Genomic DNA, 13,250 nt, shown 5'->3' on the forward strand with positions numbered 1-13,250 from the left:
TTCAGGATTTGACAGCAATTCTGGCCAGGAGATCGATCAGTTCTGGCTCTTCGCCCACGATGCGGGCGAGCGAGAAGCCGATGGCGGGCCAGCGCTGGCGCAGCGCCTCGAGTTGGTGCGGCAGGTCTTCGCGGGCGTGCTTGCCCATGCCGAGGAAGAGCGGGACGACGCGGATGGCGGTGGCGCCGTCGGCGATCAGCGTCGCAGTCGCCGTTGGCAGGTCGGGCGCGGCCAGTTCCATGTAGGCGCAGGCCACGCGGGCATCGGGCTCGTTGCCGCGTACGCGTTCGGCAACGGCTTCGATGGGCTGGCGCCAGCGCTCGTCGCGCGAGCCGTGCGCCAGCAGGACGATGCCCTGGGTCATCGTCGCAGCACCAACCAGCTGAAGGCCGTCAACGACATCACCGAATAGATCATTCCCGGCGCCGCCGCCGTGAGCCATGGCGACCAGTTGCTGAGGTTGCCGAGATAGCCGAACACGTTGTTCAGCAGGAAGAAGCTGATGCCGATCATCACGCCGCCGAACACGTAGGTGGTGATGCCTGCCTGCCTGAAGTGCAGGTAGGCGAAGGGCAGGGCGAGCACCACCATCACCAGGCACGACAGCGGATAGAACACCTTGCGCCAGAACTCGATCTCGTAGCGCTGCGCGGTCTGGCCGTTGGCGTCCAGGTGGCGGATGTAGTCGAACAGGTCGATCGTGCTCATCCGGTCGGGGCGCAGCAGCGCGACCGACACCATCTCGCTGGTCAGCGAGGTCGGCCAGTTCACCTGCGGGATCCTGGTGGTGACGATGTGCGCCTGCTCGGCCGAACTGCGGGTGTCGTACTTCTGCTCGGCGACGTCGTTGAGCAGCCAGTGGCCGTCGCTGCCGATGGTGGCCGAGGCGGCGACGATCTGGGTCTTGATGTAGCCGTTGTCGTCGAACTCGAAGATGCGTGGGCTCTTCAGCGCACCCTTGCGGTCGATGGCCAGAACGTTCACTGCGTAGGAGGCGTTGTCCCGCTTCTCCTTGAGCCAGGCGCCCGTGTTGCCGGCCAGCGAATAGGTGCCCTGGTACTTGGCCTTGAGCAACTGGCCCGTGCGTTCCGAAGCCGGCGCCACGTAGTCGCCGATGGCAAAGGTCAGCACCACGAAGCCGATGCCCAGCAGCAGCAGGGTGCGCAGCGCGCGCCATGGCCCCAGCCCGCTCGTTCGCAGGATGGTGTATTCGGAGCTTTGCGCCAGCCGGGCCATGACGAAGATCGAGCCGATCAGCACGGTGATCGGCAGCAGCTCGTAGAGATGGCTGGGGACCAGCAGTGTCACGTAGAGCAGCGCCTGTGCGGGCCCGTAGTTCAGGCTGTCGGGCTTGCCGATGGACTGCAGCTCGTCGACGAAGTCGAAGAAGAAGAAGAGGCAAAGAAAGCCGAGCGTCACGAACGCGACGGCCTTCAGCACCTCCACGTAGATCAGGCGTCTTATCGTTTTCACGTGGGTTCGATCTTCGGGGTGGACGGCGGCACGGCGGCGGCCGACGGGTTGCGCATGATCCTGCGGCCCCAGTTGTTCTGGCGGGCGCCAAGCCATGCCAGGTTGATCAGCAGCACGCCGCCGTGCAGCATCAGCATGAAGCCGCCCATGCCGTACTTGCCTGCGCTGATCCAGCTCTGGCCAAGGTTGAGCATGTTGTAGTAGACGACGAACGCGAACAGCGCGAGCAGCAGGTTGCCGCTGCGGCCCACGCGCGGATTGGCGCTCGACACATTGAGCGCCAGCAGCACGAAGTTGATGGCCGCCAGGAGCATGCCGATGCGCCAGGCCAGCTCGCCGTGGCTTGCGGCGCTGCCGTCGCTCAGCAGGGACAGCGTGGTGCGAGCACGCGGCGGCGTCGCGTCGTTGACCAGGCCGGAATTGCCGCCGGCACGCGTGCCGTAGGTCTTGAACTCGCTGATCTTCAGGCCGGTGGCCGTCATCGGCTGCTCGAGCCGCTGGCCGCTGCTGAGCAGCAGGTAGCGCGAATCGCCGATGTTCTCGATGCTGCCGCTGCGCGCCGAGGTCGTGATCTGCATGTTGCGCTCGATCGACCAGATGAAGACGTTGGTGGCCTTGGAGTTGTCAGGCGTCTCCTTGTCGATGAAGAACACCCGCACCCGTCCGGCGGATTCGCGGAACTCGCCCGGCGCCACGCGCTCGATGTCGCTGCGCTGCTCGTACTGCTGGCGCATGCCGATGGTCTGGGAGTTGGCCCATGGCCAGCCCACCAGCGCCATCACGGCGATCAGGATCAGCACCGGCCAGGCGAAGCGGAACAGCGGCTTGACGAAGTCGGCCAGGCCGCGTCCGCTGGAGAACCAGATGACCATTTCGCTGTCGCGATACATGCGCGACAAGGTGCCGACAATGGCGATGAACAGGCTCAGACTCAGGATGGTCGGCATGTAGCCGAGCACCGTGTAGGTCATCACCAGGAACACCTCCTGCGGGTTCACACTGCCCTTGGACGCGAGCCCGAGGGTACGGATGAGCATCATGGTCATCACGATGGTGACCAGTACCACGAGGGTCGCTCCGAAGCTGCGGGACAGCTCCTTGCGTAGGGAAGAATGGAATAACATCGTTCGAGGAAAAAAAGGATTATGGACTTTCAACTCAAGACCCTCACCGTCGCCCAGGCCGCAGCCGAGAAATCCGATGTCCTGATCGTGCTCGTCGGCAGCGCTCCCCCCGCCTCCAAAGACCCGCTCTCGGTGCTTGCCGCCAGTGCCCGCAAGGCCGGCGACCTGCCCGACAAGGCCGGCAAGCTGCTGGGGCTCTATCGCCCTGAAGACGTCGTGGCGGCCCGCGTCGTGCTCGCCGCCATCGGCGACGGCAAGCCTGCCTCGGTGCGCAGCGGCGTCGTCGCGGCGATCAACGCGGCCAAGGCCCAGGCGCCCAAGCGCGTGACCCTGGTGTTCGCGCAGCCCGCCGACGGCGCGGCAGTGGCTTGCGCCGTCACGGCGGCGGCCGAAGCCAGTTACGTCTACACCACCACCAAGTCGAAGGCTGAGCCCCGTAGCATCCGCCAGCTGACAGTTGGCGTCGCCGATGCCGCGGCAGTGGCCGGCGCCTTCGACGAAGCTCGCGCCACCGTCCGAGGCATCGAACTGGCCAAGGAGTGGGGCAACAGGCCCGCCAACCACGCTACGCCCACGCTGCTGGGCGAAGCCGCCAGGGAGCTGGCGAAACTGCCGAACATCAAGTGCGAGGTGCTGGGCCCGAAGGAGGTCGAGAAGCTCGGCATGGGCTCCTTCGCCGCGGTGGCTCAGGGCTCGGCCGAGCCGCTGCGCTTCATCGTGCTGCGCTACCAGGGCGCGGCCAAGGATCAGGCACCCGTGGTGCTGGTCGGCAAGGGCATCACTTTCGACACCGGCGGCGTCTCGCTCAAGCCCGCGGCCGAAATGGACGAGATGAAGTTCGACATGTGCGGAGCAGCCAGCGTGCTCGGAACCTTCCGTGCGCTGGGCGACATCCAGCCTGCCATCAACGTCGTCGGGCTCATTCCCTCGTGCGAGAACATGAACGACGGCCGCGCGGTGAAGCCGGGCGATGTGGTGACCAGCATGAGCGGCCAAACCATCGAAGTGCTCAACACCGACGCCGAAGGCCGGCTCATCCTGTGCGATGCGCTGACCTACGCCAAGCGATTCGAACCGGCCGCCGTGATCGACATCGCCACGCTGACGGGCGCCTGCGTGGTCGCCTTGGGCGGCGTGCGCAGCGGCCTGTTCGCAAGCGACGAGGCGCTGGCCGCCGCGCTCGAAGCCGCCGGCGAGGCCTCGCAGGATCGCTGCTGGCGCCTGCCGCTCGACGACGACTACGCCGAAGGCCTGAAGAGCAACTTCGCCGACGTGGCCAATATCGCCGGCCGCGCGGGCGGGGCCATTACGGCCGCAAAGTTCCTGCAGCGCTTTGCTGGCGACTTCGTCTGGGCGCATCTGGACATCGCTGGCACGGCCTGGAAGAGCGGGGCGGCCAAGGGCTCGACCGGCCGCCCTGTGGGCTTGCTGGTGTCCTACCTGACGACCCGCGCGGGCAGCAGTGGGGCATCGGGCAAGGCCAAGTCCAGGAAGACGAAGGCCCCCGAAGCCAAGGGCAAGAAGGCGCAGTCCGCGAAGTGACGGAAATCGGCTTTCACTACAACGCGCCCGACAAGCTGAACTACGCCTGTCGGCTGGTTCGCAAGGCCGTGAACACGCGCGGCCTGCGCGTGGTGGTGGTGGGCGATGCGCGCGCGCTCGACGCGGTGGACGCCGCGCTCTGGCAACTGTCGCCGGTGGACTTCGTCGCGCACTGCCGGGACGACGCGCCGGCTCACGTCGTTGCGCGTTCGCCCGTCGTTTTGTCGACGCAGGGCGCCGATGCGGCATCGCTGCCGCATCGCGAGATGCTGGTGAACCTTGGCCTCGAGGTGCCCGCGGGCTTCGAGCGCTACGAACGCATGATCGATATCGTGAGCGACGAGACCAACGACCGTCAGGTCGGCCGCTCGCGCTGGCGGCACTATGCCGATCGCGGCTACACCATCCAGCCGCACGACTTTGCAAAGAGTTCCTGACATGGCCAGTACGTTGCGCACTCCGCCCCGGTTCGTTCCAACGTTGACCACGGTGCTCGAGGTTCCTGCGGAGCCCGCGAGTCCCGAGCCTCAGACCGCGCAGGCGGCTCAGCCCGACCCGGCGAACTCCATGGCGTTGCCGCCTGCCGTGCAACTCTCGCAGGCAGAAATCGTCAGTCTCGAAGAGCAGTTGCTGCACCGCGTCCTGCAGCGTGTCGACCTGTCTCTGGAAGAGCGTTTGAGCGACACCGTGTCAGCTGCTGTTCAGCATCAACTCGATGCGATGGTGCCGCGCTTGCGCAATGAAATCGAGGCTGTTCTGCGTGCGTTGGTGATCGAGGCAATGGCCGCCGAACTCAGCGAAAACACCGGGTCTGTGCCAGCTTCCGGGGCCTGAATACTGGGCTAAACTGCGCCGCAGGTCGGAAGGGCGTGAGGGTGCCGCTGGTCTGCGGCGCGAAACTTGCGAGGTCTGCGCGCCCGGATCAAACGACCGGTGTTTTTTATTCTTTTCATCCAAGTTCTGGAGGTTCCCATGCAATTGAAATGGACTGCGGTCGCACTGGCTGCAATCACGCTCGTGGCTTGCGGCAAGAAGGAAGAAGCTGCTGCTCCCGCTGCAGCGCCCGCGCCAACGGCCGCGGCCCCGGCTGCACCTGCACCCGCACCTGCCGGAGACACCCTGGTCGTCAAGATCGGTCACGTGGCACCTACCAGCGGTCCCATTGCCCACCTCGGCAAGGACAACGAGTTCGGCGCCAAGATGGCCATCGAAGACCTAAATGCAAAGGGCCTCAAGATCGGCGACAAGGTTGCCAAGTTCGAGCTGGTCGCAGAAGACGACGCAGGCGATCCGAAGCAAGGCACGGCCGTGGCGCAGAAGCTCGTGGACGAAAAGGTCAACGGCGTGGTCGGTCACCTGAACTCGGGCACCACCATCCCCGCCTCGAAGCTGTACAGCGACGCCGGCATTCCGCAGATCTCGCCTTCGGCTACCAACCCGAAGTACACGCGCCAGGGCTTCAAGACCACCTTCCGCGTGGTGGCTGACGACACGCAACTCGGCGGCACGCTGGGCAAGTACGCAGTCGAAACGCTCAAGGGCAAGAACATCGCCGTGATCGACGACCGTACCGCCTACGGCCAGGGCGTTGCCGAAGAGTTCGAGAAGTCGGCCAAGGCCGCTGGCGCCACCATCGTGGGCCACGAGTTCACCACCGACAAGTCGACCGACTTCAACGCCATCCTGACCAAGCTCAAGGCTGCCAAGCCTGACGTGCTGTTCTTCGGCGGCATGGACGCCGTCGGCGGCCCGATGCTCAAGCAGGTCAAGCAACTCGGCCTGAACGTCAAGTTCATGGGCGGCGACGGCCTGTGCACCGGCGAACTGCCGAAGCTGGCTGGCGATGCCATCGGCGAAGACATGGTGGTGTGCGCTGAAGCCGGCGGCGTGGACGGTGACTTCAAGCAGCCGCTGGAAGACTTCAAGGCCAAGTTCAAGACCAAGAACGGCGTCGAAGTGCAGATCTATGCACCGTACGTGTACGACGCGGTCAACGTGCTGGCCGAAGCCATGGTGAAGGCCGGCTCGTCCGACCCCGCCAAGTACCTGCCCGAAGTCGGCAAGGTGCAGTACAAGGGCGTGACCGGCCCGATCGCCTTCGACGAAAAGGGCGACATCAAGAACGGCGCCCTGACGCTCTACACCTACAAGGGTGGCGCGCGTACGCAGATCGCCGTGGTGCGCTGATTCGCTTCGGCAAGCCGGCGGATTCTGTCCGCAAGGGAGAAAAGGGCCTTCGGGCCCTTTTTTCATGTCTGCTTCAGAGGCGGAAGCGGCAGATCGTCAGAGCGGCGCAAGGCCCGAGGGGCGGTTTGCGTTGCAGTACTCGATGAAGGCATCGAGGTCGCGCGACTTGTCGAACACCGCATCGGCGCCGAGCGCGGTGCAGCGTGTCCGGATGTCCGCCGTCACGTAGTTGCTGAGCACCACCACGCGCTGGCCGGGCTTGCGGTTCCTGCAGCCGCCCAGTACACCAAGGCCGGAGCCTTCCTTCAGGAACAGGTCGACGATCAGGAGTTGCCAGCCGTCGGGATGCTCCGCGAGCCATGCAAGAGCATCGGTCTCGGTTTCGGCGTAGCCGACCACGCGGCCGTTGACCAGATCCTCGAGTGCCGGGACCAGGTTGTCCCTGATGGTCTTGTTGTCCTCGACGAGGAACGTGATGAGGGCCATGCGTGGTTTCGCTTTGAGAACGAATAGCGTAGCGTGCCTGACGCTGGCCTGGCGTAGGAGAAGGGATACGGACGGAGTACGGGCCCTGGTCAATCCGAGCCTTCGGCGCGGATCTTTGCCTTGAGCTTCTCGGCCAGGGCCTGACTTTCGTCGCGCTCCGCCGTCACCTCGAGGCGCTTCTCGATTTCCTCGCTCAGCGCGGCGTTGACCTCGGCCAGCTTCTCGGCGGACTTGGCCAGCTTTTCCTCGAGCTGGCTGGTGTGCTCGATGGCCTGTGCCACCTCGCCGACCTGAACCTCTTCGGGCAGCTCCTGTTCGAGCACCGTGTTCACCACGGCGAGGTTGTCCGATGCCCGCTGCACGTCGGCCGCGACCTGCTCGCTCTTTTCCAGGGTGCGATCCAGCGGCGTCGTGCCGCGCGACGGGTTTTGCGGTTTTCCGGCCATCGGGGTTCCTTTGCAGGCTTGAAAGTAAGACCTTTGGATCGTAGCGCCAGACGGAAGAGCCCGGTTGCCCATGTCCCGGTTGTTGCAAAGCAACGCATTGCCTTTCAAGCGGGGCGGATCAAACGACAAAAAAGCCCAGGCGCTTGTGGCGACTGGGCTTCCTGTGTCATTCGAATGTTCGTGAACGGTTCCGAACAATCAATCTCTGGCGGAGCAGGCGGGATTCGAACCCGCGGAGGGCTATTAACCCTCACACGCTTTCCAGGCGTGCGACTTAAACCGCTCATCCACCGCTCCTGAGCCCACGATTGTAGCAGTCAGTTCAGCCCTGATTTCCCTGACCTTGTGCCGAAGACTTGCCGGCCTGCACCATCCGCATCGCCGATGCGATGAGGGTGGCGGTTTCGGTCATGTTGCTCGGCACGATCAGCGTCGTCTTGGAGTCTGCCGCGACCTTGCCGTAGGCGTCGACGGCGCGCTCGGCAACCTTGAGCTGCACAGCCTGCTCGCCGCCAGGCTGGCGGATGGCCGCCGCCACCCGCTCGATGGCGTCCGCCGTTGCCGTTGCAACCGCCGTGATGGCGGCGGCTTCACCCTGGGCATTGTTGATCTGCGCCTGCTTCTCGCCCTCTGAGCGGGCGATGAAGGCCTCGCGCTCGCCGGTGGCGATGTTGATCTGTTCCTGGCGGCGGCCTTCGGAAGCGGCGATCAGGGCGCGCTTCTCGCGCTCGGCGGTGATCTGGCGCTGCATCGCCTGCAGGATTTCCTTCGGCGGCGTCAGGTCCTTGATTTCGTAGCGCAGCACCTTCACGCCCCAGTTGAGCGCCGCCTCGTCGATCGCCGCCACCACCTGGGCATTGATGACGTCGCGCTCCTCGAAGGTCTTGTCAAGTTCCAGCTTGCCGATCACGCTGCGCAGCGAGGTTTGCGCGAGTTGCGTCACGGCCACGATGTAGTTCGACGAGCCGTAGCTCGCGCGCATCGGGTCGGTCACCTGGAAGTACAGGATGCCGTCGACCTGCAGCTGCGTGTTGTCGCGCGTGATGCAGATCTGGCTGGGCACGTCGAGCGGGATTTCCTTCAGGCTGTGCTTGTAGGCCACCCGGTCGATGAACGGGATCAGGAAATTGGGGCCGGGCGTCATCGTGCCGTGGTACTTGCCCAAACGCTCGCGGATCCAGGCGTTCTGTTGCGGCACGAACTTGACCGACTGGCTGATGAAGATGATCGCGATGACCAGGATGATGAGAGGTACCGAGAATTCCATGGTGCGCTTCCTTTTTGCGATTTCTAAGTTGTGACTGACTAGACCTTGTCGACCACCAGCCGGCTGCCGACCACCTCGACCACGCGGTGCTCGCCGGTCGAGGGCGTGCGGCCCGCGCGCTGGATCACCGTCCATTGCGCTCCCCGGTAGCGCACGGTTGCCGTGCCGTCAGCGTTCCAGGCATCGACCTGCACGCTTTCGCCGATGTCGAGGTTCACGTCGCGATTGGCTTCGGTGGGGGGAGCAGGAGGGCGCTTGCGCTGGATCGAATACCACACCAGTACGGCGCCCACGCCGATGACGGAGGCCACGATCAGCTGGGTGACGGTGCCGAAGCCCAGGTGCGCCGCGATCGCCGCGGCCGCGAAACCGGCTGCCAGCAGCAGAAGGTAGACGGTGCCCGAGAGCAGCTCGACCACGATGGCCGCCCCCGCAATCAGCCACCAGACAGTGGAATTCGCCATGTCGACTCCTCTTTTGTGCTTGTTCGATGCGCGCCATTCTGATGCATCCGCTCCAAGCGCTTGCCGTGCGTAGGGGTACTGCGCGAGGCAGAAAAAGGGAGGCATGCCGGACTGCCGCGGACGGCTTGCGCCAAGCTGACCGGACCCGTCATCCGAATTCCGTACACTTCGCGCCTCGCCACATTGCTGTCTGTCTGCCTGTCCGGAGCCCCGCTCATGAAATTCCGCTTTCCCATCGTCATCATCGACGAGGACTTCCGCTCCGAAAACACTTCGGGTCTCGGCATCCGCGCGCTCGCGCAGGCCATCGAGACGGAGGGGTTCGAGGTGCTGGGCGTCACCAGCTACGGCGACCTGAGCCAGTTCGCCCAGCAGCAAAGCCGCGCCAGTGCCTTCATCCTGTCGATCGACGACGAGGAGTTCACCATCGGCCCCGACCTCGATCCGGCCGTGCTGAACCTGCGCAACTTCATCGGTGAAGTGCGACGCAAGAACGCCGATGTGCCGATCTACATCTACGGCGAGACCAAGACCTCGCGCCATCTGCCCAACGACATCCTGCGCGAGCTGCACGGCTTCATCCACATGTTCGAGGACACGCCCGAATTCGTGGCGCGCCACATCATCCGCGAGGCCAAGAGCTATCTCGAGAGCGTGCAGCCGCCGTTCTTCAAGGCGCTGATCGACTATGCGGAAGACGGCTCCTACTCGTGGCACTGCCCGGGCCACTCGGGCGGCGTGGCGTTCCTGAAGAGCCCCGTGGGCCAGATGTTCCACCAGTTCTTCGGCGAGAACATGCTGCGCGCCGACGTCTGCAACGCGGTGGAAGAACTGGGGCAGCTGCTCGACCACACCGGCCCGGTGGCGGCCAGCGAGCGCAATGCGGCGCGCATCTTCAACGCCGACCACTGCTTCTTCGTGACCAACGGCACCAGCACCAGCAACAAGATGGTGTGGCACCACACGGTGGCGCCGGGCGACGTGGTGGTGGTCGACCGCAACTGCCACAAGTCGATCCTGCACGCGATCATCATGACCGGCGCCATTCCTGTGTTCATGAAGCCCACGCGCAACCACTTCGGCATCATCGGCCCCATTCCGAAGAGCGAATTCGAGCAGAGCGCCATCAAGGCCAAGATCAAGGCCAACCCGCTGCTGGCCGACGTGGACGCCGACAAGGTCAAGCCGCGCGTGATGACGCTCACGCAGTCGACCTACGACGGCGTGATCTACAACACCGAGACCATCAAGAACATGCTCGACGGCTACGTCGACACGCTGCACTTCGACGAGGCATGGCTGCCGCACGCGGCCTTCCACCCGTTCTACGGCGCCTACCACGCGATGGGCAAACGCCGCGTGCGGCCGAAGGAGTCGCTGGTGTTCGCCACGCAATCCACCCACAAGCTGCTGGCCGGCATCAGTCAGGCCAGCCACGTGCTGGTGCAGGATTCGCAGAACCGCCAGCTCGACCGCGACCTCTTCAACGAGGCCTACCTGATGCACTCGTCGACCAGCCCGCAATACGCGATCATCGCGAGCTGCGACGTGGCCGCCGCCATGATGGAGCCGCCCGGCGGCACCGCGCTGGTGGAGGAGAGCATCCTCGAGGCGCTGGACTTCCGCCGCGCCATGCGCAAGGTAGAGGAAGAGTTCGGCAAGGACGAGTGGTGGTTCAAGGTCTGGGGCCCCGAGAAGCTCGTCGACGAAGGCATCGGCCGTGCCGACGACTGGATCATGCACGGCGAGAAGAACGGCCAGCCCAAAGGCAAGAGCAAGGGCAAGAATTCGCCGCGCAACTGGCACGGCTTCGGCGAGCTGGCCGATGGCTTCAACATGCTCGACCCGATCAAGTCGACCATCGTCACACCGGGCCTCGACCTCGAAGGCAACTTCGCCGAGACCGGCATTCCGGCCAGCGTGGTGACCAAGTTCCTCGCGGAGCACGGCGTGATCGTGGAGAAGACGGGCCTGTACAGCTTCTTCATCATGTTCACCATCGGCATCACCAAGGGCCGCTGGAACACGCTGCTCACGGCGCTGCAGCAGTTCAAGGACGACTACGCGCGCAACCAGCCGATGTGGCGCATCCTGCCGGAGTTCTGCCAGCAGCACCCCGGCTACGAGCGCCTGGGCTTGCGCGACCTGTGCCAGCACATCCACCAGCTGTACGCGCGCTACGACGTGGCCCGCCTCACGACCGAGATGTACCTGAGCGACCTGACGCCGGCCATGAAGCCCAGCGACGCCTTCGCCCACATCGCGCACCGCAAGACCGAGCGCGTGGAAATCGACGACCTCGAGGGCCGCATCACCACCAGCCTGATCACGCCGTACCCGCCGGGCATTCCGCTGCTGATTCCGGGCGAGGTGTTCAACAAGAAGATCGTCGACTACCTCAAGTTTTCGCGCGAGTTCAACACGCAGTGCCCCGGCTTCGAGACCGACATCCACGGTCTGGTTGCGCGCGTCGACGAGACGGGCAAGAAGCGCTACTACGCGGACTGTGTCAGGGAAGCGAAGTAAGCCAGGTTGGCCTGCCGAGAGGGCCGGCTAGCCTTCGCGCATCCGCATGAAGCGCGCGAAGCGCGGCAGGCCCTTGGCGGTGAGGCCGTTGTAGCGGTAGGTCACCCAGCTGCCGATGGCGGGTGGGTTCTCGCGCTCGGTGTCGGTGAAGCCGGTGCCGAGCCTGAAGCGCTTGCCGTCGGGCGTTTCGACAATCAGCGCTCCCAGCCGGGAGCCGTGCCTGCCCTTGCCGGTCACGTGCTCGATCACCCGCGCCTCGGCATCTTCGTAGGGCTTGACCTTCAGCAGGTCGTTGTTGCGCTCGCCGCGGTATAGCGAGGCGCCGCGGTGGAGCATCAAGCCTTCGCCGCCCATCTTCACCGTCTTGTCCAACAGCGCCTGCAGTGCCTCGTGCGTGGTCGCGCGCTCCTGCGGCACCGGTACCACCCACGGCGCGTCGGTGATGGGAAGCAGCTTGCGCAAGGTGGTCAGCCGCGTGGTGAAGTCGCCTGGCTGGGTGGGCAGGTCGAACACCATGAAGCGCATCTCGTGCCACGCGATGTCGTTGGGCGTCTGGCTGCGCGCTGTCGATACCGCGTGCGAGAACCGGCCCCGGCCTGCCCAGAGTTCGCCATCGAGCGGTTGCTTCGGCAGCGGGGCGGTGAACCACACCGGGGCAATGATCCGCTCGCCGCCGCGCGTCCAGAACTGCTGGCCATCCCAGTAGGCGCGCGCGCCGTCGTACTTCTCGCTGACCCAGTAGCCCGCCAGCGACATGCCTGGGCGGTACGTCTCGGCCAGCATCAGCGATGGCGCGGATTCGCGCGCGAGCGCCGCTGGCGCGATGGCTAGGCCGAAGGCGGCGAGCAGCAGGGAGCGGCGATTCAGCACGATGCTATGAAATAAGTAGCGGAAAAAGGCCGCTTTGCGGCCGTATCGAAGCGGGTGTCGGCGGGGTTACTCGGCCATCCCGCCGACGACATTGCTGAAGCCGCCGTCCACATAGGTGATCTCGGCGGTCACGCCGCTGGCCAGGTCGCTCAGAAGGAAGGCGGCGACGTTGCCGACTTCCTCGATGGTCACGTTGCGGCGGATCGGCGATGCGTCGGCCACGGCGGCCAGCATCTTGCCGAAGCCCTTGATGCCGCTGGCCGCCAGCGTCTTGATCGGGCCGGCGCTGATGCCGTTCACGCGCATGCCCTTCGGGCCGAGCGAGGCGGCCGTGTAGCGCACAGAGGCTTCGAGCGAGGCCTTGGCCAGGCCCATGGTGTTGTAGTTGGGCAGCGCGCGCTCGGCGCCCAGGTAGGTCAGCGTGAGCAGGGCCGACTTGTCGTTGAGGTAGGGCAGGGCCGACTTGGCCATTGCCGGGAAGCTGTAGGCACTGATGTCGTGCGCGACCTTGAAGCCCTCGCGCGAGAGTCCGTCGAGGAAGTCGCCCGCGATGGCCTCGCGCGGCGCGAAGCCGATGCTGTGCACGAAGCCGTCGAACCTGGGCCAGGCCTGCGAGAGATCGGCGAAGAGCTTGTCGATCTGCGCATCGTCGCTCACGTCGCAATCGAAAATGAGCTTCGAGCCGAAGTCTGCGGCATATTCGGTGATACGGTCCTTGAATCGCTCGCCGACGTAGCTGAAGGCGAGTTCCGCGCCCTGGTCGTGACAGGCCTTGGCAATGCCATAAGCAATGGAGCGATTGCTCAGTACACCGGTGATCAGCAGTTTCTTGCCCGAAAGAAAGCCCATGAGGTTGCCTTGTGAA

14 protein-coding genes and 1 tRNA gene are annotated in these 13,250 nt (G+C 64.9%); 5 read left to right on the forward strand and 10 right to left on the reverse strand.

The features are described from left to right. Position 1 precedes the first annotated feature (1 nt). From EJO71_RS22190 to lptF, 3 genes are read right to left on the reverse strand one after another with little or no spacing between them, the layout of a single operon-like run. Positions 2–364 (reverse strand): CbiX/SirB N-terminal domain-containing protein, encoded by a 363-nt coding sequence (locus EJO71_RS22190; RefSeq protein ID WP_125950823.1) that lies wholly within the window; start codon positions 362–364, stop codon positions 2–4. Next, on the reverse strand, positions 361–1,473 hold the full coding sequence (gene lptG / locus EJO71_RS22195; RefSeq protein WP_125950824.1) for an LPS export ABC transporter permease LptG: 1,113 nt from the start codon (positions 1,471–1,473) through the stop codon (positions 361–363). Before lptG ends, EJO71_RS22190 begins: the two co-directional genes overlap by 4 nt. Beyond that, positions 1,470–2,597 carry an LPS export ABC transporter permease LptF gene (gene lptF / locus EJO71_RS22200; RefSeq protein ID WP_125950825.1) on the reverse strand — a complete coding sequence of 376 codons (1,128 nt, stop codon included), beginning with the start codon at positions 2,595–2,597 and terminating at the stop codon, positions 1,470–1,472. Before lptF ends, lptG begins: the two co-directional genes overlap by 4 nt. 21 nt (positions 2,598–2,618) lie before the next feature. Between lptF and EJO71_RS22205 the strand changes: the two genes are divergently transcribed. The 4 genes from EJO71_RS22205 to EJO71_RS22220 all read left to right on the forward strand — a co-directional run bounded on the left by EJO71_RS22205 (position 2,619) and on the right by EJO71_RS22220 (position 6,326). Further along, the gene (locus EJO71_RS22205) at positions 2,619–4,139 is read left to right on the forward strand and encodes a leucyl aminopeptidase (protein WP_125950826.1); all 1,521 of its coding nucleotides are present in this window, start codon (positions 2,619–2,621) and stop codon (positions 4,137–4,139) included. After that, positions 4,136–4,576 (forward strand): DNA polymerase III subunit chi, encoded by a 441-nt coding sequence (locus tag EJO71_RS22210; RefSeq protein ID WP_125950827.1) that lies wholly within the window; start codon positions 4,136–4,138, stop codon positions 4,574–4,576. The genes EJO71_RS22205 and EJO71_RS22210 overlap by 4 nt, the downstream gene beginning before the upstream one ends. Before the next feature lies 1 nt (position 4,577). Continuing rightward, a complete protein-coding gene (locus EJO71_RS22215; protein ID WP_125950828.1) occupies positions 4,578–4,973 on the forward strand; it encodes a hypothetical protein in 396 nt (131 codons plus the stop codon). Between the two features lie 138 nt (positions 4,974–5,111). Then, on the forward strand, positions 5,112–6,326 hold the full coding sequence (locus EJO71_RS22220; RefSeq protein WP_125950829.1) for a branched-chain amino acid ABC transporter substrate-binding protein: 1,215 nt from the start codon (positions 5,112–5,114) through the stop codon (positions 6,324–6,326). Positions 6,327–6,422: 96 nt separating this feature from the next. Here the strand turns inward: EJO71_RS22220 and EJO71_RS22225 are convergent, their stop codons facing one another. The 5 genes from EJO71_RS22225 to EJO71_RS22245 all read right to left on the reverse strand — a co-directional run bounded on the left by EJO71_RS22225 (position 6,423) and on the right by EJO71_RS22245 (position 8,989). Next, on the reverse strand, positions 6,423–6,812 hold the full coding sequence (locus EJO71_RS22225) for a response regulator (protein ID WP_125950830.1): 390 nt from the start codon (positions 6,810–6,812) through the stop codon (positions 6,423–6,425). An 89-nt stretch (positions 6,813–6,901) separates the two neighbouring features. Next, on the reverse strand, positions 6,902–7,258 hold the full coding sequence (locus tag EJO71_RS22230; RefSeq protein ID WP_125950831.1) for a hypothetical protein: 357 nt from the start codon (positions 7,256–7,258) through the stop codon (positions 6,902–6,904). Between the two features lie 206 nt (positions 7,259–7,464). Further along, positions 7,465–7,555 (reverse strand) — tRNA-Ser (locus tag EJO71_RS22235). Positions 7,556–7,580: 25 nt separating this feature from the next. After that, positions 7,581–8,525, reverse strand: a complete 945-nt coding sequence (locus EJO71_RS22240) for a stomatin-like protein (protein WP_125950832.1) — start codon at positions 8,523–8,525, stop codon at positions 7,581–7,583. Positions 8,526–8,563: 38 nt separating this feature from the next. Then, positions 8,564–8,989: an NfeD family protein gene (locus EJO71_RS22245; RefSeq protein WP_125950833.1), complete on the reverse strand. Its 426-nt coding sequence runs from the start codon at positions 8,987–8,989 to the stop codon at positions 8,564–8,566. 216 nt (positions 8,990–9,205) lie between these two features. Between EJO71_RS22245 and EJO71_RS22250 the strand changes: the two genes are divergently transcribed. Beyond that, positions 9,206–11,515 carry an arginine/lysine/ornithine decarboxylase gene (locus EJO71_RS22250; protein ID WP_125950834.1) on the forward strand — a complete coding sequence of 770 codons (2,310 nt, stop codon included), beginning with the start codon at positions 9,206–9,208 and terminating at the stop codon, positions 11,513–11,515. A 27-nt stretch (positions 11,516–11,542) separates the two neighbouring features. Here the strand turns inward: EJO71_RS22250 and EJO71_RS22255 are convergent, their stop codons facing one another. Further along, complete coding sequence (locus tag EJO71_RS22255; protein ID WP_125950835.1) at positions 11,543–12,385, reverse strand: DNA ligase; 843 nt, start codon at positions 12,383–12,385, stop codon at positions 11,543–11,545. Between the two features lie 66 nt (positions 12,386–12,451). Then, positions 12,452–13,234 carry an enoyl-ACP reductase FabI gene (fabI, locus tag EJO71_RS22260; RefSeq protein WP_125950836.1) on the reverse strand — a complete coding sequence of 261 codons (783 nt, stop codon included), beginning with the start codon at positions 13,232–13,234 and terminating at the stop codon, positions 12,452–12,454. Positions 13,235–13,250 lie beyond the last annotated feature (16 nt).

It is taken from the genome of Variovorax sp. 679 (assembly GCF_003952185.1).
Classification (GTDB): Bacteria; Pseudomonadota; Gammaproteobacteria; order Burkholderiales; family Burkholderiaceae_C; genus Variovorax.

Coding starts and splice junctions, on each gene's coding strand:
- EJO71_RS22190 (WP_125950823.1), bottom strand. CDS start 364: ATGACCCAGGGCATCGTCCTGCTGGCGCACGGCTCGCGCGACGAGCGC.
- lptF (WP_125950825.1), bottom strand. CDS start 2,597: ATGTTATTCCATTCTTCCCTACGCAAGGAGCTGTCCCGCAGCTTCGGA.
- EJO71_RS22205 (WP_125950826.1), top strand. CDS start 2,619: ATGGACTTTCAACTCAAGACCCTCACCGTCGCCCAGGCCGCAGCCGAG.
- EJO71_RS22215 (WP_125950828.1), top strand. CDS start 4,578: ATGGCCAGTACGTTGCGCACTCCGCCCCGGTTCGTTCCAACGTTGACC.
- EJO71_RS22220 (WP_125950829.1), top strand. CDS start 5,112: ATGCAATTGAAATGGACTGCGGTCGCACTGGCTGCAATCACGCTCGTG.
- EJO71_RS22225 (WP_125950830.1), bottom strand. CDS start 6,812: ATGGCCCTCATCACGTTCCTCGTCGAGGACAACAAGACCATCAGGGAC.
- EJO71_RS22230 (WP_125950831.1), bottom strand. CDS start 7,258: ATGGCCGGAAAACCGCAAAACCCGTCGCGCGGCACGACGCCGCTGGAT.
- EJO71_RS22240 (WP_125950832.1), bottom strand. CDS start 8,525: ATGGAATTCTCGGTACCTCTCATCATCCTGGTCATCGCGATCATCTTC.
- EJO71_RS22245 (WP_125950833.1), bottom strand. CDS start 8,989: ATGGCGAATTCCACTGTCTGGTGGCTGATTGCGGGGGCGGCCATCGTG.
- EJO71_RS22250 (WP_125950834.1), top strand. CDS start 9,206: ATGAAATTCCGCTTTCCCATCGTCATCATCGACGAGGACTTCCGCTCC.
- fabI (WP_125950836.1), bottom strand. CDS start 13,234: ATGGGCTTTCTTTCGGGCAAGAAACTGCTGATCACCGGTGTACTGAGC.